Annotated in this window: 16 protein-coding genes and 2 tRNA genes; 9 read left to right on the top strand and 9 right to left on the bottom strand. The window is 58.9% G+C overall.

What is annotated here, in order from left to right:
- Positions 1–32 precede the first annotated feature (32 nt).
- From MHJ63_RS06350 to ilvD, 5 genes are all read right to left on the bottom strand, one after another.
- Positions 33–113 (bottom strand) — tRNA-Leu (locus MHJ63_RS06350).
- Between the two features lie 33 nt (positions 114–146).
- Positions 147–620 (bottom strand): thioredoxin-dependent thiol peroxidase, encoded by a 474-nt coding sequence (bcp, locus tag MHJ63_RS06345; RefSeq protein WP_239446527.1) that lies wholly within the window; start codon positions 618–620, stop codon positions 147–149.
- A 68-nt stretch (positions 621–688) separates the two neighbouring features.
- Positions 689–764: transfer RNA gene (locus MHJ63_RS06340), tRNA-Lys, on the bottom strand.
- Between the two features lie 226 nt (positions 765–990).
- On the bottom strand, positions 991–1473 hold the full coding sequence (locus MHJ63_RS06335; RefSeq protein ID WP_239446526.1) for a hypothetical protein: 483 nt from the start codon (positions 1471–1473) through the stop codon (positions 991–993).
- A 93-nt stretch (positions 1474–1566) separates the two neighbouring features.
- Positions 1567–3447: a dihydroxy-acid dehydratase gene (gene ilvD / locus MHJ63_RS06330; protein WP_239446525.1), complete on the bottom strand. Its 1881-nt coding sequence runs from the start codon at positions 3445–3447 to the stop codon at positions 1567–1569.
- A gap of 306 nt (positions 3448–3753) precedes the next feature.
- Here ilvD and MHJ63_RS06325 point away from each other — a divergent pair, with 306 nt between their 5' ends.
- The 5 genes from MHJ63_RS06325 (at position 3754) to metG (ending at position 10910) form a co-directional block, all read left to right on the top strand.
- Positions 3754–5613: an acetolactate synthase large subunit gene (locus tag MHJ63_RS06325; RefSeq protein WP_239446524.1), complete on the top strand. Its 1860-nt coding sequence runs from the start codon at positions 3754–3756 to the stop codon at positions 5611–5613.
- Positions 5614–5623: 10 nt separating this feature from the next.
- Positions 5624–6142 (top strand): acetolactate synthase small subunit, encoded by a 519-nt coding sequence (ilvN, locus tag MHJ63_RS06320; RefSeq protein ID WP_035754647.1) that lies wholly within the window; start codon positions 5624–5626, stop codon positions 6140–6142.
- Between the two features lie 115 nt (positions 6143–6257).
- Positions 6258–7277: a ketol-acid reductoisomerase gene (gene ilvC / locus MHJ63_RS06315; RefSeq protein ID WP_239446551.1), complete on the top strand. Its 1020-nt coding sequence runs from the start codon at positions 6258–6260 to the stop codon at positions 7275–7277.
- Between the two features lie 325 nt (positions 7278–7602).
- Positions 7603–9204 carry a phosphoglycerate dehydrogenase gene (gene serA / locus MHJ63_RS06310; protein ID WP_239446523.1) on the top strand — a complete coding sequence of 534 codons (1602 nt, stop codon included), beginning with the start codon at positions 7603–7605 and terminating at the stop codon, positions 9202–9204.
- 143 nt (positions 9205–9347) lie between these two features.
- Positions 9348–10910, top strand: a complete 1563-nt coding sequence (gene metG / locus MHJ63_RS06305; protein WP_420876137.1) for a methionine--tRNA ligase — start codon at positions 9348–9350, stop codon at positions 10908–10910.
- Between the two features lie 133 nt (positions 10911–11043).
- On the opposite strand, the gene MHJ63_RS06300 is transcribed toward metG, so the two are convergent.
- The 4 genes from MHJ63_RS06300 to MHJ63_RS06285 form a co-directional block, all read right to left on the bottom strand.
- On the bottom strand, positions 11044–13596 hold the full coding sequence (locus MHJ63_RS06300; protein ID WP_239446522.1) for an FtsX-like permease family protein: 2553 nt from the start codon (positions 13594–13596) through the stop codon (positions 11044–11046).
- A complete protein-coding gene (locus MHJ63_RS06295) occupies positions 13596–14372 on the bottom strand; it encodes an ABC transporter ATP-binding protein (protein WP_035757203.1) in 777 nt (258 codons plus the stop codon). The genes MHJ63_RS06300 and MHJ63_RS06295 overlap by 1 nt, the downstream gene beginning before the upstream one ends.
- Before the next feature lie 114 nt (positions 14373–14486).
- Complete coding sequence (locus tag MHJ63_RS06290; protein ID WP_239446521.1) at positions 14487–15185, bottom strand: response regulator; 699 nt, start codon at positions 15183–15185, stop codon at positions 14487–14489.
- A gap of 88 nt (positions 15186–15273) precedes the next feature.
- Positions 15274–16686, bottom strand: a complete 1413-nt coding sequence (locus MHJ63_RS06285) for a sensor histidine kinase (protein ID WP_420876136.1) — start codon at positions 16684–16686, stop codon at positions 15274–15276.
- 177 nt (positions 16687–16863) lie between these two features.
- On the opposite strand from MHJ63_RS06285, the gene MHJ63_RS06280 reads away from it, so the two are divergent.
- The 4 genes from MHJ63_RS06280 to gltX all read left to right on the top strand — a co-directional run bounded on the left by MHJ63_RS06280 (position 16864) and on the right by gltX (position 21618).
- Complete coding sequence (locus MHJ63_RS06280; protein ID WP_239446519.1) at positions 16864–17928, top strand: 3-isopropylmalate dehydrogenase; 1065 nt, start codon at positions 16864–16866, stop codon at positions 17926–17928.
- A gap of 163 nt (positions 17929–18091) precedes the next feature.
- Entirely contained in the window at positions 18092–19174 is a 1083-nt protein-coding gene (locus MHJ63_RS06275; protein ID WP_239446518.1) for a branched-chain amino acid aminotransferase, read from the top strand.
- Positions 19175–19237: 63 nt separating this feature from the next.
- Positions 19238–19996, top strand: coding sequence for a fumarylacetoacetate hydrolase family protein (locus MHJ63_RS06270; RefSeq protein ID WP_239446517.1), 759 nt, complete (start codon positions 19238–19240; stop codon positions 19994–19996).
- Between the two features lie 110 nt (positions 19997–20106).
- Complete coding sequence (gene gltX, locus MHJ63_RS06265) at positions 20107–21618, top strand: glutamate--tRNA ligase (protein WP_035757199.1); 1512 nt, start codon at positions 20107–20109, stop codon at positions 21616–21618.
- The last annotated feature ends 189 nt before the right edge of the window (positions 21619–21807 follow it).

Here is a 21807-nt window from a genome sequence, read left to right as displayed (position 1 = left end):
TGTGTAAGCGAATGAACGCATAAAGCAGAAAGTGCGGGCGGAGGGACTTGAACCCTCACGTCAAAGACACTGGAACCTAAATCCAGCGCGTCTACCAATTCCGCCACGCCCGCGGACGGCACCTGAGCCGGTACCGCTGATCTATATTAGACCAGTTTCAGATCTCGTTGAAGTTTAGCAACGTGTCCTTTAGCTCGCACGTTGTATTGCGCGAGTTCTACGGTTCCGTTTTCATCGATCACGATGGTCGAGCGGATGAGGCCCTCGTATTCGCGGCCGTAGTTCTTTTTGATACCCCACGCGCCGTAGGCTTCTGCGACGGCGTGGTCTTCATCGGAGAGTAGCGGGAAGCTCAGCTGATCGCGTTCCACGAACTTAGCGAGCTTGTCCACCGGATCGGGGGAGATCCCGACAACCTTGTAGCCGTGTGCAGCCAGAGATTCGAGCGAGTCACGGAAATCGCATGCCTGGGTTGTGCACCCTGGGGTCATTGCTTTCGGGTAGAAGTAGACGATGGCTTTGGTCCCGTTGGTGAGCTCACTAAGGCTCACGGTGCTTCCGTCAGCTGCAGTGAGAGTGAAGTCGGGTGCCGGTTGGCCTGGCTCAAGACGGTTGGTCATGCGTCCTCCTCGAAGTGCGCTTGATACGCGAAAGGCTGAAACTGTTGTACAGTTTCAGCCTTTCATATTGGTGCGCCCTCCGGGACTCGAACCCGGAACCTATTGATTAAGAGTCAAGTGCTCTACCAATTGAGCTAAAGGCGCTCGTCTCGCGTAGTGATGCAAGGTGCGTCAGCGGTTCTTGCTGAATCGTTGTGCATCGCTCGCGGCGACCTGTTCAACATTACAGTCAGTTTTCGTAAACGCCAAATCGGAGCCAACGGTTGAGCGCTTTTGTGAGATACAGCATATTGCTGGGGCTCGTGAAGCCGTGCCGCCTCCTATGTTCCCGTGCTCTGGTGCGATGCTCACTTAGGGGGCTAGTTCAGGCTTAGGGGGCGGTGCCGGCCTCGATGGCGTCGGCGAAGAAGTTGATGAACTCTGCGAAATCGACTGATTCGCCGTACTGGTCCAGGGTCACTGCTGGGGTACGTTCGGTTCCAGAGCTTGATGCTTCTAGCAGCACGGTCGGGTACGGCGGGCAGGTGACGCGGAAGGTGCGTCCGGTGGTCATTTCGAGTTCCACTGAATCTGCGGAGTAGATCCCTACCGCGCTGATGTTGGTGAGGTTGATGCTGACTGCGGACTCGCTGGCTTGAAGAGTGTGGGCGTCGATGGGTGCAACCACGAGTTCGATTGGCTGGTTCCTGAACCCTATGAGGCACGGGCCACCCGAACCTGCCAGCCCAAACGCGTATGCGATGTTGAAGGAACCGTAGTTGGGGATTTGCTCATCGAACACTGCGCGCAAGCGGGCGCGTAGCTCGTCTTGCACTATAGGTTCGCTGGTTGGGACGGGTTCATTTGTGTCCATGTTCTTCACCATACGGGAATGCCCTGCCGTACCGGCGGAAAGCGGTGGGGCAGGGCATTCTCCATTCACTTGGGTTGCGCTTAGCTGTGCGGTTTAGAGATCTTGTGGGCGTGCGATGCGTTCCAGCGCGCTGATGTCGCGCACGGCTCCGCGGTCGGCTGAGGTGGCCATGAGCGCGTAGGCGCGTAGCGCGCGGCTGACCTCGCGGTCGCGTTTGAGTGGCTGGTATCCGTGGCCGGCCTCGAGTTGATCGCGGCGGGCCTGCATCTGTTCGTCTGAGATCTCGAGTTGGATTGAGCGGTTGGGGATGTCGATCGTGATGGTGTCGCCGTCCTGGATGAGCGCGATCTCGCCACCCGAGGCGGCTTCGGGGGAGACGTGGCCGATAGACAAGCCCGAAGTGCCGCCGGAGAAGCGGCCGTCGGTGATGAGGGCGCACTTCGCGCCGAGTCCCAGGCCTTTCAGATACGAGGTTGGGTAGAGCATTTCCTGCATGCCTGGGCCACCGCGCGGGCCTTCATAGCGGATGACAACTACGTCGCCTTCCTTGATCTCTTTAGACAAGATCTTGAAGACGGCCTCGTCTTGGGATTCGCACACCACCGCTGGGCCGGAGAACGTCCAGATGGATTCATCCACGCCGGCGGTCTTCACGACGCATCCGTTGCGTGCGATGTTGCCGTGTAGAACAGCTAGGCCGCCGTCGGCGGAGTATGCGTTTTCGGCGTTGCGGATGCAGCCGTTTTCCGCGTCGGTGTCAAGGCTGTCCCACACTTCGGACTGTGAGAACGCGGACGAGGAACGCTTGCCACCCGGGGCTGCGTACCAGAGCTTTTTGGCTTCTTTGCTGGCTTTGCCGCCGCGGATGTCCCATTTATCGAGCCAGCTAGTGAGGTCGGGGGAGTGTACGGCATGCACGTTGGTGTGCAACATGCCGGCGCGGTTGAGCTCCCCGAGCAGGGCAGGGATGCCGCCTGCCCGGTGGACGTCCTCCATGTAGTAGGTCCGCTCACCGGCAACGTTGGGCGCAACCTTGGCCAGGCACGGGACCTCACGGGACTTCTTGTCGATGTCCGGCAGGGTGTAGTCGACTTCGCCTTCCTGTGCTGCGGCAAGCAGGTGGAGGATCGTGTTGGTTGAGCCGCCCATCGCGATATCGAGTGCCATTGCGTTATCGAAGGCTTCGCGGGTTGCGATGTTGCGCGGCAAAACGGAAGCGTCGTCGTCTTCGTAGTAGCGCTTGGTGATGTCCACGATGGTGGCCCCGGCGCGTTCGTATAGCTCCTTGCGCGCGGTGTGGGTTGCCAGAACGGAGCCGTTGCCAGGGAGTGCAAGCCCGATCGCTTCGGTGAGGCAGTTCATCGAGTTCGCGGTGAACATGCCGGAGCAGGAACCGCAGGTTGGGCATGCGTTCTCTTCGATCGAGAGCATGTCGGCATCAGATACGGATTCGTCCACGGCGTCGGCGATCGCGTTGACGAGGTCGAGGCTTTTCACGGTCCCGTCAGTCAATACGGCGCGGCCTGATTCCATGGGGCCGCCGGATACGAAGACGGTGGGAATGTTGAGGCGCAGTGCGGCTAGCAGCATGCCCGGTGTGATCTTGTCGCAGTTGGAGATGCACACGAGCGCGTCTGCGCAGTGGGCGTTGGCCATGTATTCGACGCTGTCGGCGATGATGTCGCGGCTGGGCAGCGAATACAGCATTCCGCCGTGGCCCATCGCGATCCCGTCATCGACTGCGATCGTGTTGAATTCGCGAGCGACCGCACCTGCATTGTGGATCGCTTCGGAGACGATGCGGCCCACGGGGGCTAGGTGGGTGTGGCCTGGCACGAACTCTGTGAAGGAGTTGGCGACGGCGATGATCGGCTTGCCGATGTCCTGGTTGGCGACACCGGATGCGCGCATGAGTGCGCGTGCTCCTGCCATGTTGCGGCCGTGGGTGACTGTGCGTGAACGAAGTGCTGGCATGTCTCTAGTCAAACATGCGCAGCGAGGCGGGTGCTGTTGATTTAAGACGTATGACGCACGTGTGAAGCGTTCACATACTGGTCTGTGGTCCAGTATGTGAGATTGTTACGGGCTCGGTTTGGATGTCCTAGATCACTATTGAGACGATTGGGAAACGTGCTTGAGGCCACATGCTCGGCCTCGCCCTCTGGCCGCGATACAACGCGAGCGGGAGTAGCGCATCCGGGATGACCTTCCAGTTGCGCATCGGCACGGGAGTACCAAACACAGCTACTAGTACATCACTCGGTGAGAGGGGACAGCATCATGGGGCAGGCGAACGCTGCATCCGATGCGTCTGCGGGAAAGAACTCCCGCAAGACACACCACCCCCGCGGGCACGCGGTGGACGTCATGGGGCCTAATCGGAGCGTAGATCCGATTGAGATGACGGGCGCGCAGGCTATTGTGCGTTCCCTTCAGGAACTAGGTATTGAGTCTGTCTTTGGTCTTCCGGGTGGAGCTATTCTGCCAACCTATGACCCGCTGTTGGAGGCACCGGAACTCAACCACGTGCTGGTGCGCCACGAACAGGGGGCTGGGCACGCGGCTCAGGGTTATGCGATGGTGACTGGCCGTCCGGGTGTCGCGATCGCAACCTCCGGGCCAGGTGCAACCAACCTAGTGACCGCGCTCGCGGATGCCCATATGGACTCCGTCCCGATGGTCGCTATTACCGGTCAGGTGAACTCCAAGGTCATCGGTACTGACGCGTTCCAAGAAGCTGACATCGTGGGTATCACGATGCCGATCACCAAACATTCGTTCCTGGTGACCAACGCCCAGGATGTCCCGGACACGCTCGCGAAGGCTTTCTATCTGGCGACCACGGGCCGTCCCGGCCCGGTTCTGGTCGATGTGACCAAGGACGCTCAGGAAGGCCTGATGACGTTCACGTGGCCTCCGCAGCCAGCCATGGCAGGCTATAAGCCGACCTCGAAGGGTCACATCAAGCAGGTGCGCGAGGCCGCTAAATACATCGCATCCTCGATCCGCCCGGTGTTCTATGTTGGTGGTGGCGTGATCAAGGCTGATGCGGCCGAAGAGTTGCGTGAGCTGGCAGAGCTGGTGGGTGCACCGGTAGTGACCACGCTGACTGCGCGCGGTGCGTTCCCGGACTCTCACGATCAGCATTTGGGCATGCCGGGTATGCACGGTTCGGTTGCTGCGGTGTCTTCGCTTCAGCAGGCGGACCTGCTGATCACTCTCGGTGCGCGTTTCGATGACCGGGTGACCGGCGTGCTGGATTCTTTCGCACCGGAAGCTCGCGTGATCCACGTGGATGTGGATCCGGCGGAGATCTCTAAGAACCGCAACGCTGATGTTCCGATCGTGGGGGATCTGAAGAGGATCCTCCCGGACCTGACTGAGGCGTATCGCGAACGCAAGGATGAGGGGGAAGCCCCGGATCTTGAGCCGTGGTGGGAGATCCTCAACCGCATCCGCGATACGTATCCGCTCGGCTACACCAAGACAACCGACGGCGCGCTCGCCCCTCAGCACATTATCCAGCGTTTGGGTGAGATTGCTGGTCCTGAAGCGATCTATGTTGCAGGTGTTGGCCAGCACCAGATGTGGGCTGCCCAGTTCGTGAAGTACGAGCGGCCTCGCCAGTGGCTGAACTCCGCAGGCTTGGGCACTATGGGCTATTCGATCCCAGCGGCGATGGGCGCCAAGGTCGGCAACCCGGACCGTGTTGTGTGGGCCATCGACGGCGACGGCTGCTTCCAGATGACCAACCAGGAGCTGGCGACGTGTGTGATCAATAAGATCCCGATCAAGGTTGCGCTCATCAACAACTCGTCGCTCGGTATGGTTCGGCAGTGGCAGACGCTGTTCTATGACGGCCGCTACTCCAATACCGAGCTGAACACGGGTAAGGATTCGATCCGTGTCCCGGACTTCGTGAAGATGGCGGATGCCTACGGTTGCGTTGGTATCCGTGTGGAGACCGAGGACGAGATCGATGAGGCGATCGAGAAGGCGATGTCCATTAACGACCGCCCCGTGCTGATCGACTTCATCGTCTCCAAGGACGCCATGGTGTGGCCGATGGTCCCTTCAGGTGTTTCAAATAACGAGATTCAGGTGGCACGAGGCATGACGCCTCAGTGGGAAGAGGAATAGGACTACATCAATGGCACGCCATACTTTATCGGTACTGGTCGAGGACGTCCCCGGTGCGTTGACTCGCGTCGCTGGCCTCTTCGCCCGCCGTGCATTCAATATTGATTCTTTGGCTGTAGGCCCCACCGAGACCCCAGGGCTTTCCCGCATGACCGTAGTGGTTCAGGCGGATGAGAAGCTATTGGAGCAGGTGACTAAGCAGCTGAATAAGCTCGTCAACGTGATCAAGATTGTTGAGCTTGAGCAGACACACTCCGTGCAGCGTGAGCATGTGCTGATCAAGGTCAACGCTGACGCGGAGACACGCACCCAGGTGACGCAGGCGGCGGATTACTTCCGTGCCCGTGTGGTGGATGTTTCACCGGACACCGTGGTGCTTGAAGCGACCGGTTCGGGCGAGAAAATCTCTGCACTCTTTGACGTTTTGGAGCCGTTCGGTATCCGCGAGATCGTGCAGGCTGGAACGTTGGCTATCGCACGCGGACGCAAGTCGATGTCGCATCGGGCTTTGCACTCGATTTCGGCCTAGCTGGGGCATCGATCTGGGGCATCGAGTTGCGACACATCGCAGCCGATAAGTGACCGAGAAAATTTTTAGACCTAGAAGAACTCAAACTGTAAGGAATGGTTTCGTGAGCACCACTATGTACTACGAAGAAGATGCAGATCTGAGCAAGCTCAGCGATAAGAAGGTAGCCGTTATCGGTTACGGTTCCCAGGGCCACGCTCATGCGCTTTCGCTGCGTGATTCGGGCGTGGATGTCCGTGTTGGTCTTGCTGAGGGCTCCAAGTCCCGCGCTAAGGCTGAAGCTGAAGGCCTCAAGGTCCTCAACGTTGCTGATGCCGCGGCTGAGGCTGACGTCATCATGATCTTGGTTCCAGATCAGGTTCAGGCCAAGGTTTACGAGGAGTCCATCAAGGACAACCTCAAGGGTGGCGACACCCTCGTCTTCGCCCACGGTTTCAACATCCGTTACGGCTACATCGAGCCGGGCAAGGACATCAACGTGATCATGGTTGCTCCTAAGGGCCCAGGCCACGTTGTCCGCCGCGAATTTGAAGCCGGCCGTGGTGTTCCGGCGTTGATCGCCGTTGAGAACGATGCGACTGGCGATGCCAAGGAGATCGCTCTGGCGTGGGCTAAGGGTATTGGCGCTACCCGCGCCGGTGTCATCGAGACGACCTTCACTGAAGAGACCGAATCTGACCTCTTCGGTGAGCAGGCTGTTTTGTGCGGTGGCGCGTCCCAGCTGGTGCAGTACGGTTTCGAGACCCTCACTGAGGCCGGTTACGCCCCAGAGATCGCATACTTCGAGGTTCTGCATGAGCTCAAGCTGATCGTTGACCTCATGGTTGAAGGCGGCTTGTCCAAGCAGCGCTGGTCGATTTCCGATACCGCTGAGTTCGGTGACTACGTCTCCGGTCCACGCGTGATCGATCCATCGGTTAAGGAAAACATGAAGGCTGTTCTGAAGGACATCCAGGACGGCACCTTCGCCAAGCGCTTCATGGATGACCAGAACAACGGCGCCACCGAGTTCCAGAAGCTGCGTAAGGAACAGGAAGGCCACGCGATCGAGGCGACCGGACGCGAGCTGCGCAAGCTGTTCTCCTGGATGGAAGACACCGATTCGGACTACACCGAGGGCACTGCCGCTCGCTGAGTCCAGCTCCAGCCGTTCGCTAGCGTGAACGGTGAGCCTCACGGCGGGAAAAGAACTCATGGTTCTTTTCCCGCCGCCGCGTTTAACTGTCTCGCCGGAAGAGGACCGTCCAGCAGATCAGGCGGGCAGATCAAGCCGGCAACCGCATCGTTATATTGCATTTCATGAAGCGTGCTGTGTGTCATACCAGCGAAACCTGGGTGGCACTTGGCTGTGGGGAAGATAGCGTTAGGTGCAGTGGGCTTCCACGGAAAGTGCAGTGCCTGCTAAACACGCTTGATAAACCAGTGACATAACCCCATCGATCGAACAGAGGATCACGTTCGTGGCTCAGACTCAGCCTGTTGTACTGATTGCAGAAGAACTTTCGCCCGCAACCGTTGAAGCGTTGGGCCCAGATTTTGAGATCCGCACGACTGATGGCGCGGACCGTGAACGTTTGCTCGCCGATATCGCTGATGTTGATGCGATCTTGGTTCGCTCCGCCACGCAGGTGGATGCAGAGGCGATCAGCGCGGCCAAGAACCTCAAGGTGATTGCGCGTGCCGGTGTCGGCTTGGACAACGTCGATATCAAGGCCGCCACCCAGGATGGTGTGATGGTTGTCAACGCGCCAACCTCTAACATCATTTCCGCAGCTGAACTGACGGTGGGCCACATCATTGCTGCGGCCCGCAATATTCCTGCCGCTAACGCTTCGATGAAAGAGGGGCAGTGGAACCGCAAAGCATTCACGGGTGTCGAACTCTTTGAGAAGACCGCTGGCATCATCGGTTTGGGCCGCATCGGCGCGCTTGTCGCAGAACGGCTCGCCGCATTCGGCTTGAAGCTCGTTGCATATGACCCCTACGTGACCCCGGCTCGCGCACAGCAGCTCGGTGTCACGCTCGTGGAGCTCGAAGAACTGCTCGCCCAGGCTGACTTCATCACGATCCACATGCCGAAAACCCCGGAGACTACCGGGATGATCTCAACCGAACAGTTCGAGCGGATGAAGGACACCGCGTTCGTCTTCAACGTCGCCCGTGGCGGCCTCATCGACGAGGAAGCACTCTATACGGCGCTGACGCAGGGCCAGATCGCCGGCGCAGGTATTGACGTTTACACCTCCGAGCCTGCCCAGGGCATCAAGTTCATCGAGCTTCCGAACGTTTCGGTGACCCCGCACTTGGGTGCCTCGACCGCTGAGGCCCAGGAGAAGGCTGGCGTGGCTGTCGCTAAGTCTGTCCGTTTGGCTCTCACAGGTGAGTTGGTTCCGGATGCGGTCAACGTTGCCGGTGGCGTGATCGATCAGGACGTGCGCCCTGGTATTCCGTTGGCGGAGAAGCTCGGCCGTATTTTCTCCGCACTCGCGCAGGGTGAGCGTTTGACCTCGGTTGAACTCACGGTGGCTGGTGAGATCGCCTCCAAGGACGTCACGAGCCTCAAGCTCGCCGCCCTCAAGGGTGTTTTCACCGATGTTGTCTCGCAGGGGGTCTCCTACGTCAACGCGCCTGTTCTTGCGGAACAGCGTGGTGTTGCAACCCGTTTGACTACCACCGAGGTCTCTGAGGACTACCGCAATAAGCTCGTGGTTTCGGGTGCCTTGGCCTCCGGAGCTGCGTTGTCGGTGACCGGTACGTTGACGGGCCCCAAGCAGATCCAGAAGCTCACCGCAGTGTTTGGGCAGAACCTTGAGATCCCGATCGAGGACCACATGTTGATTCTGCGTTATGAGGACCGCCCGGGTGTTGTGGGTGCGTTGGGTCGCGTCTTGGGGGAGCACAACGTCAACATTGGCGGTATGCAGGTGGCCCCGGCCGATGAGCAGGGCCAGTCCGCCGCGGTTGTCACGATTGATGACGCCCTGCCGGAGGGCCTGTTGGAGACCATCGGTGAACAGATCGGCGCGAGCGTTGCTCGCGAGGTCGACCTCGAAGAGTACTAAAACCTGACTTAGCTCTGGCGCATCAAGGCACCGCAACGGTGCAGGGCGTGGTGCAGGGCAGGGAGCTGGGGACGGTGTGAGGAACAGTGTGGGGTGGGTGTCATGTACGCCCATCCCACACCTCATTTCGATAGAATCGCGGCGTGACTGATCTGGGTAAAGATAAAACGTTCTACATGACCACGGCTATCTCGTATCCGAACGGGGAACCGCACATCGGGCATGCCTACGAATTCGTGGCGGCTGACGCGATGGCGCGTTTCAAGCGTCTGGATGGCTATGACGTCTACTTCCTCACGGGCACTGATGAGCATGGCCAGAAGATGATGCAGACTGCACAAAAGCAGGGCATCACCCCGATGGAGTTGGCGCGTGTGAACTCGGATCGGTTCCAGTCCACGCAGGATGCTTTGGGTATTTCTTATGACCGGTTCATCCGCACCACTGATGCGGATCACCAGGCTGCCGCCCAGGCGATCTGGAAGGCCATGGAGGCCAATGGCGATATCTACTTGGGCCACTATGCGGGCTGGTACTCGGTACGTGATGAAGCCTATTACGACGAGGAAGAGACCCACGTAGGTGAGGATGGGGTCCGCTACGCGACCGAGACGGAAACTGAGGTGACCTGGACGGAAGAGGAATCGTATTTCTTCCGTCTCTCCAAGTACGCTGAGCCGTTGCTTGAGCTGTATAAGGAGCAGCCGGAGTTCGCGGCACCGGGTTCCCGGTTCAACGAGGTGATTCGTTTCGTTGAGCGTGGGCTCGAGGACCTCTCGATTTCGCGCACGACTTTCGACTGGGGTATCCCGGTTCCGGATGCGCCAGGGCACGTGATGTATGTGTGGGTTGATGCGTTGACGAACTACCTCACGGGCGTGGGCTACCCGGATACCGCGGGGGAGAAGTACAGCAAGTACTGGCCGGCCGACGTGCACATTATCGGTAAGGATATTTCCCGTTTCCACGCGATTTATTGGCCTGCGTTTTTGATGTCTGCTGGCATCGAGTTGCCCAAGCGCATCATGATTCACGGGTTCTTGCACAATAATGGCGTGAAGATGTCTAAGTCTCTCGGTAACACGGTGGGTCCGGCTGACTTCATCGAGAATTACGGCTTGGATGCGATGCGGTACTTCTTCTTGCGTGAAGTGCCGTTCGGTGCGGACGGCTCGTATTCGCATGAGGCGATCGTGAACCGTATGAACGCGGAGTTAGCTAATAACCTCGGTAACCTCGCGCAGCGTTCCCTTTCGATGGTCGCTAAGAACCTTGACGGGAAGATGCCAGCACTTGAGAATCTGACGGAGGCTGACACGCAGCTGTTGGCTTCCGCCAAGGGTCTGCTGGACTCGGCCCGAGCTCATTACGATAAGCAGGCGTTCTCGCTGGCCCTTGCTGAGCAGTGGAAGGTACTGCACGATGCGAACTCGTATTTCGCTGAGATGGCTCCGTGGGTTTTGCGCAAGGAAGACCCGCAGCGCATGTCTGTTGTGCTGGCCGTGACCTTGGATGTGGTGCGGCGGGTCGCGTTGCTCGCTCAGCCGGTCATGCCGGATTCGATGACCCGCATGCTGGATGTGCTGGGTGTCCGCCAGGGCGCGATGCGCACGTTCGCGGCGTTCGATAGCACAGTCGAGGCGGGCACGCCGTTGCCGAAGCCGCAACCGATCTTCCCACGCTATGAGGAGCCACAGGACAGCTAACGCTGTGGAACCACAGCGTTAGCTAGCGTAACTGGACTACAACGGTGGGGCCGGTTCACTTCAAAGTGAACCGGCCCCACCGCTCTTATGTAGCTAGACCATGTAGCTAGCCGCTGTAACGCTTCGTGAGCGTTTACTCGACGGCGAGCCCCTCAACTGGAGTGATCTTGGCCGCGCGGCGTGCTGGCAATACCGTTGCCAGCATGGTGATCGCCACGGTTGCTACCCACAGGATGAACAGCGGGATCCACGGGATCGTGAACTCTGCACCATCCATTACACGGAGCAGAGCGGTGGACCCGAAGTAGCCGAACAAGGTACCGAAGATCACTGCCGCCAGCGCTGTGATGCCTGCGATCAGGAACGCTTCGAGGAACAGCATTGAGCGTAGCTGCTTGCGGGTGAGGCCAAGGGCTCGCAGCAAAGCGTTCTCGCGGGTGCGTTCGAGGATCGAGAGTGTCAGGGTGTTAGAGACACCCACCAGCGCGATGAGGACCGCGACACCGAAGAGCCCAACCACGATCAGCGTGAAGGTCATGATGGTGGCGTCGTACGCTTCCTTTTCCTGTGCGGCCAGTTCAAGGTTCTGTGGGGTTACGTGTGCTGCGTTGGCGATCACCTCAGAGGCGGTCGTCGGCTTAACGTCTTCGCCCAGCTTGGCCCAGATCTGTGTCTGCTCATCAAGCGTCTCGATGTTGAGCTTCTGAGCGGTCTGGATATCGATCATGCACGGAACGGCTGCCTTCGAGGCGGTACCGTGAGGCTTGAGCGTGGTGCCCTTGATCTTCAGCGGAAGAGCTTCCTCAAGTTTTCCGACCGGGCCGAACTCGTTTGCCCCAGGCAACGGCACGTTCGAAGGCACGACCTTCTTCAACGCCTCGACATCGCCAACATAGAGGGCGCTGCAGGAGGTCTCGGCCATCTGGTCTTCCGTGAGCTTCGCAGGTTTGACCAACACTGCTGCCTCGACCTCGTTAGCCTTGGCAACGTTCTCGAGCGTCTTATCCGTTGGGAGCTTGTCCTCTTCGAAATAGACTTTGGCATCGATCGGGAACTGGTTGGAGATCATGTTGTTCATCGTGGCCCTGAGGCTGAACATACCCGTGAGGCATGCCGCAACCAACACCACACCGATCATCAGTGCGGAGCCGACCGCACCCGTGCGGGCTGGGTGGCGTACCGCGTTGAGCCCGGCGAGCTTTCCAGCCGGTTTTCCAGCGAAGAGCTTACCCGCCTTCCCCACAAGGAACGGCACGAGGAAGGTCGCGACAACGAGCAGGCCGAGGAAGGCCAGTACGCACCCTATGAAGACGACCATGAAGAACACCGCGGCAATGTCGGAGGCCTCGCTGACAGGGGCAGCCATGCCGATGCCGATGAACAAAGAACCCAGCAGGATCAGCAACACACCGGTGGTGATGCGCTTCTTGCCCTTACGGCTACCGACCGTCACGGTTTCTTGCGGCTGGAGGGCAGCGATCGGGGAGAGGCTGGAGGCCTTCTTTGCTGGGCGGATCGAGGCAAGCCATGTCATGACCACTGCCAGGACCATGCCGGCTGGGATGGACCACCAGTTGAATGCGAACTGGAACGTCGAAGACTTAGTAACCCAAGCCATGATCGAACCACCGCCGGCGATCATCGCGATGCCGAGCGCAACACCAACCACGCCGCCGATCAACCCGACCAGGAGGCCTTCGGTGCGCATCATGGACTTGATCTGCTTTGAGCTAGCACCGATCGTGCGAAGCAACGCAAGTTCGCGGGTGCGCTGAGCCAAAACCACGGTGAACGTGTTCGATGTGACGAGCACACACACCACTGCCGAGAGCAGCACGAACGCGAAGAGCGCTACGGTGAGGAAAACCATGGAGGAGCCGATGCTCTCCATCGACTGCTCGAGCAGCTGTTCCGGTGTCGCAACCGTGACGCCCTCGATGCCGGCTTTCTGCACGGCGGTCTTGATTTGGCGTACGATCTCATCCGGATTGCTACCTGGAGTGAGTTTGAGCAGATAAACCGGCTCGGGAGTGCCCATCAACAGGCCTGAGGCTTCAGCCTGCTTATAGTCCATGAAGACCAGAGGCAAACCTAAGTCATCGATCATCTTAGAGTCTTCAAATACACCGTTGGCCTCGTATTTCTGTGGCTTAGCTTCCTCCGGGTCCTGCTCCTGCCCGTCAGAATCCGGCGAGTATCCCAGGGTCAGCGCCGGCGCGCTTGAGTCCTGAGAACCCTTGAAGCGCTGTTTGATCTCCTTGGAGATACCGATGCTCTTGCCATCAGGGAATTCGCCTTCGAGTTTCTTGAAACCGAACAGGTTCCAATCTCCCTTGACTGCATAGAGGGTCAGAGGATCGTAGCCTCCGCCGAGTGAGAAGATCATTGCGCTCTGATACATCGCATGATCAGCAACCGAACCGTTCGAGGTCACAATCTTGTCGATTTGCTCCAGCCCCTGTGCTGCTTTTTCAGGGTCCCCCTGAGACTTGCCGGTATCCTTCACCTGCACGACAACATCAGACTGTGAATAGACCTGGCCTTGGGAATTGGCGAGGCTCGCCTTCGAGGAGGTCGAGAAGTTCATGACAGCGCTGAGGAACGCAACACCGATCGTCACAGCGAGGATTACCGCTATATAGCGGCGCAGATAAGCGCGCACATTCGCGCGTGCAATCGTATTCATTATTTGGCCCCCAACTGAGCGAGTGCTTCAGCCACACCCTGGGCTGTCGGGTGATTGATCTCGCCGGCAATAACACCGTCAGAGAGCAACAAGACACGGTCAGCGTAGGAAGCAGCCTGCGGGTCGTGCGTCACCATGATTACGGTCTGGCCGTATTCGTGCGCTGCGCGCTGCAACAAGGTCAGCACCTCGCTACCGGACTCCGAATCCAAGTTACCGGTCGGCTCGTCACCGAAGATCACATCGGGACGGGACAGCAATGCACGTGCCACAGCAACACGCTGCTGCTGGCCACCCGAGAGCTCGTGTGGCTTGTGGTTCAAACGTTCGCTCAAGCCCAAACGCTCAACGAGCTCGTTGAACCAAGCCATGTCCGGCTTTTGTTCTGCAAGCTCAAGCGGAAGCAGAATGTTCTGCTTGGCGGTCAAGGTAGGGACCAAGTTGAACGCCTGGAACACGAAACCCACGCGCTCGCGGCGCATACGGGTCTGCTCGTCTTCATTCATGGTGTCCACGCGAGTATCACCCAGTGACAATGCCCCGCTCGTAGGGCGATCCAGGGTTGCCAGCATGTGCATCAACGTGGACTTACCCGAACCCGAAGGGCCCATGATCGCGGTGAACCTACCGCGGGTAAAACCCACAGTCACGTTGTTCAAAGCCGTGACCTGAGTAGAGCCCTCACCAAAGATCTTGGTGAGATTCCATGCTGCAACTGCCGGCTGAGCCGCGTGCGAACCGATGTGTGCTTCAGATGATGGAGGTTGTGTAGTCATGCTTCTACAGTAATTTCCACGCGATCTGTGATCATCGACCACCAGGATGGAAAAACGCAAGGCCATGTCATACTCAGGTATGACATGGCCTCGAAACGGCAACAGATGACCTGCTTAAGGGGTCACGACGCCTGTTTTATACGCAAGGACGACAGCCTGAACGCGGTCACGGACCTCAAGCTTGGACAAAACACGGCCCACGTGTGTCTTGACGGTGGCCTCAGACAAACACAACTGCTCAGCGATCTCCGTGTTAGAGAAGCCCTCAGCCATGAGCTTGAAAACCTCAGCCTCCCGTGCAGTCAGAAGCTCCAGAAGATCCTGAGCTGACGCCCCGTCTTGTTGAGCCTGAGAACGCAAAAGAGGCGCCATATGATCCAGAAGCCGCTTAGTAGAACTCGGCGCAACCACCGCACCACCATGGAACACAGTGCGGATCGCCTCCAGCAGATCCTCCGGAGGAACATCCTTAAGCAAGAACCCGGCAGCACCAGCCGAAATCGCATCAAGAACGTACTCATCCAAATCAAACGTCGTCAGAATCAAAACCCGCGGGGCCTCCACACCACGCCGAGCCGCATCCGAAAGCAACTGCGTGGTCGCGGCAATCCCATCCATTCCAGGCATACGGATATCCATCAAAACAACATCCGCATCACCAACAGAGGCACCACTTGCCGGCGGCCTGCACACCGCAAGACCATCAGAGGCCTCCGCAACCACACACAAATCAGGCTGCGAATCAATCAACATCCGAAAACCAGAACGCACCAACTGCTGATCATCAACCAGCGCAACCTTAATCCGCTCCATGGAACCCTCCAAACCCACGACCTTCCAAGCCCAAGCTCGGCTCAATCACTTTCATACCTAACGATTTACTGATTCAAGGATCGCGTGCTCACGCACTAGCAAGCTCATCCGAGGCATACGGGATGAACGCATACACCTGATAGCCCCCAGGCAAAACCGAGAAAGCAACCTTACCCCCATACAGCTCAGCCCGCTCACGCATACCAACCTGCCCTCGCCCACTCGAGGGCAACGCGGCAGCAACCCCAACAGTCACCGGACGCTGCGCCCCCGAAGCATCTGCCACCGAATGATGCTGTGCCGAATCGCCCTGTGTCGAATGATGCTGCGCCGAATCGCCCCGCACCTGCGAATCATTGGCCACCGTCACCGCAAGCCCACCGGCCATCCACGTCAAAACAACATCCGTACGCGTAGGCGCAACCGCGTGCTTACGAACATTCGTCAACGCCTCTTGAACAATCCGATACACCGCCAACTCAGCACCGGGAGGCAAGGTACCGGCAGGGGAATGCTTCCACTCAATCGATGTCTCAATGCCACTCGCGCTCGCGGTGTAGGCGAGTTCATCAAGCCGATCAAAACCAGGGGCGGGGGCTCTGCGGGCCTCATCGCCCTCATCCCTCAAAACACCCAACAGAGAGCGCATCTCGGTCAACGCTTCACGCCCCGTTTGAGAGATCGTCTCCAAAACCTCGCACGCTACTTCCGGACGCTGTACGGCCGCGTACCTGCCGCCGTCTGCCTGCGTCACGATGACCGAGAGCGAATGAGCCACCACATCGTGCATCTCCCGAGCAATACGACGCCGCTCATCCGCTGCAGCGAATTCACGCTCCCTGATCTGCTCGTCGATAAGCCTCTTCATGCGCAGCTTTTCGGTCTCCACGCGTGCCCGCCGTTCAAAAGAGAGCCGACCGAGAAGCCACGCGACCGCCACGACGAGCCAATGCCCAATCAGCGCGGCCACGTAGTCAGCGGCTTTCAAATACTCTTCATCGTGCGCTAAAAAGAATATGATCGCTAAAACGGAGCCGAGAAGCCCTGCCACTAAAGCCGCGTTCGAGACCCAGCGGCTCCCATGCGCGGCAGAAGAATAAATAATGAGCGGCACGAGGATCAGCGTGGGTTTCGCGTCGGCGACAACGCACACCTGGACAAGGCATGCGATCACCGCGGTTATCAGCGCAGCACCCGGGTTATAACGGCGAATAGCCCACGCGACGCACAACGCCAGCCCCACCAGAAGTATGGTGCCTTGACGCACGGGATAGGGGAACTTCGGCCAAAATGGCAACGCAAGCGCGCCCTCATAATAATTACCCGAATCTTGGTCTGGCAAGTGCGGCCCCAGCACGATAGGACCTGCTACCCAGAACATGAAACTGATGATCAGGGCCATGCCGGTGGCTTGCATTATATCGATCCTCACCGGGTGGGTGCGGATCCAGGTTTCCGTGCGCCTTATCCTGCCTGGGCGAGTGCTAGGGGTCTGGGTCATACACCTCACTCTAGTGAGTAAAAGGCACTTTTGACTGCGACTCAGGTATGAGTCGCGGTGGCGCCACGGAGCGACGGTGCTTGGGTGCATAGCCGTGCTGTGCCGAGGCTGTCATAAACGCGTCCCACATAGTGGGATGTTGGCTCATATTGTGGACGAGGGCGTATGGTGGAAACCATGACGCGCACACTTGATTTGGCAGTGATCCCCGGCGACGGCATCGGCCCCGAAGTTGTTAGCCAAGCCCTCAGAGTCATCATGGCATCGCTGGAGAACACCGATGTTGACGTAGCGACCACCGAATACAACCTCGGCGCCGAGCACTGGCTCGAAACCGGAGAAACCCTCACCACGGAAACCCTCGAGCAACTCCGTGAGCACCAAGCGATCCTCTTCGGCGCGGTAGGTGCCGCCCCCAACGATGAACGGATCCCATCAGGCATCCTCGAGCGCGAGATCCTGCTCAAGCTTCGATTCGCCTTCGATCACGCCGTGAACCTGCGCCCATCCAGGCTCTTCCCAGGCTCCGTGAGCCCACTGAGCGAACCCGGCCAGATCGACTTTGTTGTGGTCCGCGAAGGAACCGAAGGCCTCTATGCAGGTAACGGCGGCCAATTCAAAACGGGAACCGAGCACGAGATCGCAACCGAAGTATCCATCAACACGGCCCACGGCGTCCGCCGCGTAGTCCGCGACGCCTTCCAACGCGCCAACGCACGCCGCAAGAAGCTCACGCTGGTCCACAAACACAATGTTTTGGTCAACGCCGGCAAGCTCTGGAACCGCATCGTCAACGAAGAAGCCACCAACTATCCAGACGTCATCGTGGACTACCTGCACGTCGACGCGGCAACCATCTTCATGGTCACAGACCCAGCCCGCTTTGACGTGATCGTGACCGATAACCTCTTTGGCGACATCCTCACCGACCTCGCAGGAGCCGTCACCGGCGGCATCGGGCTCGCCTCCTCCGGCAACATCAACGTGGATGGAACCGCGCCGTCGATGTTCGAGCCAGTCCACGGATCCGCGCCAGACATCGCAGGAAAGAACATCGCAGACCCGACCGCCGCGATCCTCTCCGGTGCACTCCTGTTGCGCCACGTAGGGCTATGCGAGCAAGCCGACGCGATCGAAGCGGCAGTCGAACGCGACCTCGCGGCACTCGTTGATGCGCCCGCCGCGCCGCAGCGAGCCACAACCGAAATCGGCGATGCGATCATCGCGCAACTGAGCGCATAGCGCGGCCTCAAACTCCCATCATCGGTCTTGCTCTACCGCATAGGGTAGGCGCGGGACTAGGGTTACCTAGAGGTGCATGCAGACTCAGCGTCTGTGTCGCCGCACAAACACATCACGAGCCGCCACCAAGAGCGGCGAAACGTATCGGAACTGGAGCACAACAGTGGAATTCACCCGCACGCTCACGATCAACCCGACCTCGGACGAGGAACGCTCAAAGATCCTGCAAGACCCAGGTTTCGGAACCCACTACACGGACCACCAAGTCATTATCGACTGGGATATTGACAAGGGCTGGCACAGCGCGCGGGTAGTTCCATATGGCCCGGTCACACTTAACCCGGCCGCCGCTGTTCTGCACTACGGCCAAGAAATCTTCGAAGGGCTCAAAGCCTACCGCCACAAGGACGGCGGCGCGTACAGCTTCCGTCCCGAATCCAACTCACGCCGTCTGAACCGCTCAGCGGTCCGTTTGGGAATGCCCGAACTGCCGGTAGACGTCTTCCTGCAGGCGATCAAGGAACTTGTGAGCGCTGATGAGGCGTGGATCCCAGACGGTGACGGCGAATCGCTGTACTTGCGACCGTTCATGATCGCAACCGAAGCGTTCCTGGGGGTGCGGCCATCGCATCGTTATGAGTTCCGCGTGATCGCCTCACCTGCCGGTAACTACTTTGGCGGCGAGCTTAAACCGGTTCAGATTTGGCTCTCTGAAACCTATGCCCGCGCAGGTCACGGAGGTACCGGCGAAGCCAAGTGCGGCGGCAACTATGCGGCCTCGCTCATCGCCCAACTCGAAGCTGAGGCCAACGAGTGCCAACAGGTCATCTTCACCGACCCAACAAACGATCACGCGGTCCAGGAACTCGGCGGCATGAACGTGTTCTTCGTGATCGATAACGGCAAGACTCTAGTCACCCCAGCGTTGGACGGCACAATCCTACACGGCATAACGCGCTCCTCAGTGCTTGAGCTCGCACAAGAGAAGGGCCTGGCTGTCGAGGAACGCACCTTCACACTCGGTGAGTGGAAACAGCGCCTCGATGAAGGAACCCTCGATGAAGTATTCGCGTGCGGAACCGCCGCAGTCATCACACCGATCTCGCAGCTACGCGGCCGTGACATGACCCTCACGATGCCGGAAGTGAAGCACGATGGCGTGTGGGCAACAATCCGTCACGACCTCCTCGGTGTACAGACCGGTGCGGTCGATGACACACGCGGATGGCTGCACCAGCTCGCCTGACCGCGCAGCCCCTTGACATCCCCGCACCCAACTGAGCTCCAGTAGACCCAGTAGGCTGGTTTCATGCGTATTGCCCGTTGTGTCATTGATGATGATCCGTTCTATGGACTCGTGGAAGACGAGCAGGTTATCGAGCTAGCTGGTGACCCGTTCTTCCACGGCGTCCAGCCAACCCAGACCGTGCACGCATTAGATGATGTGCGTTTGGTCGCGCCGATAATCCCGCGTTCCAAGGTTGTGGGTTTCGGCAAAAACTATGCCGAACACGCCCGCGAGATGGGTGGGGAAGCCCCCGCCCGGCCAGTCATGTTCCTGATCCCGAACACCGCGGTTTTGGGGCCGGGAGAGCCCATCCGGTTCCCGGATTTCTCCGATGAGATCTCCTACGAGGGGGAGCTCGCTGTTGTGATCGGCCGGATCTGTAAAGACGTCCCGCCGGAGAACGCCCACGAGGTCGTGTTCGGGTACACGATCGCCAATGACCTCACCGCGAGGGACGCCCAACGCAACGATGGTCAATGGTCCCGTGCTAAAGGCTTTGACGGGTCGGTTCCATTGGGTCCGTGGATCGAGACCGAAGTGGACCCTGATGCGTTGGTGATCACCACCACAGTGGATGGCAAGACGGTCCAAGACGGCAATACCCGTGACATGCTGACCCAGGTCGCGGGCCTGATCGCGCAAGCCTCCGAAGCGTTCACGCTGCTTCCAGGCGATGTGCTGCTCACCGGAACCCCGGCAGGCGTTGGGCTGCTGCAGGAGGGGCAGACCGTTGAGGTCACCATCGAAGGCATCGGCACGCTATCGAATCGCGTGATGTAGCCGGCAACCGCACGGTTGGCGGCCCCGCATCGGTGCTTGCCTCGCTTCGGTGCTTGTCTTCATCGTTGGTTGCCCTCATCGTTGATAACGACCTACTAAGATAAAGGATCATGAGCTTTACTGCGTCGCTTCCTACGGTTTCCGATTCAACTCCTGTTCGCGTTCGTTTCTGCCCTTCGCCCACCGGCACCCCGCACGTCGGTATGGTCCGTACCGCCCTGTTCAACTGGGCTTATGCGCGTCACACGGGCGGAACCTTGATTTTCCGCATCGAGGACACGGATGCCGCGCGTGACTCTGAAGAGTCTTTCAACCAGGTCATCGACGCGATGGAATGGCTCGGGATCGACTGGGACGAAGGCATCCGAGTGGGCGGGCCGCAAGAACCGTACCGCCAGTCCCAGCGCATGGATATTTACGCTGATATTCTGCGCAAGCTGATTGACGGCGGATACGTGTATGAGGACTTCTCGACCCCGGAGGAAGTCAAGGCACGCCGCCAGGCAGCTGGGCAGGACGTCCAGTTAGGCTATGACAACTACGATCGCGACCTCACCGAGGAACAGAAGCAAGCCTTCCGTGACGAGGGCCGCAAGCCCGTGTTCCGTCTGCGGATGCCGGACGAGGACATTACGTTCGAGGACCTCATCCGCGGTGAGATCACGTTCCCAGCCGGTTCGGTTCCTGACTTCGTGGTGGCCCGCGCCAACGGCGCGCCTCTGTATACGCTGGTCAACCCGGTTGATGACGCGCTCATGGGTGTCACGCACGTTCTGCGCGGCGAAGATATCTTGTCCTCGACCCCACGTCAGATCGCGCTCTACCGCGCGCTGATTGAGCTGGGGATCGCTGAATACCTGCCGCGTTTCGGCCACATGCCATACGTCATGGGGCAGGGCAATAAGAAGCTGTCCAAGCGTGACCCGGAATCATCGCTGTTCAACCTGCGCGACGCCGGCTTCATCAAGGAAGGCCTCGTCAACTATCTCGCGTTGCTGGGGTGGGCGATCTCCGGGGATGAGGACATCTTCACGACGGAGGAGATGGTCAAGGCCTTTGACATCAAGGATGTACAGCCCAACCCTGCCCGCTTTGATGTCAAGAAAGCCGAAGCCATCAACGGAACGCACATCCGTAGGCTTTCGCCTGAAGTTTTCATTGAACGTTTGATCCCGTACCTGCGAAACGCTGAGCTTGTCTCGGACCCGCTGACACAAGACGAACAGCGCATCCTTGAAGCGGCGGCGCCTCTGGTCCAGGAACGCATGCAACTGTTGGGCGAGGCGCCTAAGATGCTGGACTTCCTGTTCAAGCCAGACGCTGAGATCACGATGGATGACGACGCCCTCAAGCGCATGCCAGAGAACCTGGGCGAGGTCATCGACGTTGCAGCGGACGCGCTCGAGAAGGTCTCCGAGTTCACGGTAGACAACATCGAGCAAGCCCTGCGGGAAAGCCTCATTGATGGCCTTGGGCTCAAGCCACGCCTAGCGTTCGGCCCGGTCCGCACCGCTGTTTCCGGGCATCGGGTGTCCCCGCCACTGTTCGAATCCCTCGAAATTCTGGGTAAAGAATCAACCCTGGCGCGGCTGCGTGCATTCCGCGAGAACCACGCGGAGTAAACCCGGCGTTAATGTGGCGTTCGACACGAGGGAGGAAGCCGATTTGGTTTCCTCCCTCGTCTCGGGTAGGCTAGACAATCGCATGCCGTCGCGAGAAAACATTTGATCGCAACGAAAAACACTCGGTGAATGCTAGCAGTTTGAGAATACTGATTCGCAAAACCGGGTAAGCATAATTGAATATGAGAA

This window comes from Pseudoglutamicibacter albus (assembly GCF_022346425.1).
In the GTDB taxonomy this organism is placed as follows: domain Bacteria; phylum Actinomycetota; class Actinomycetes; order Actinomycetales; family Micrococcaceae; genus Pseudoglutamicibacter; species Pseudoglutamicibacter albus.
This window is presented reverse-complemented; position numbering and strand designations above follow the sequence as displayed.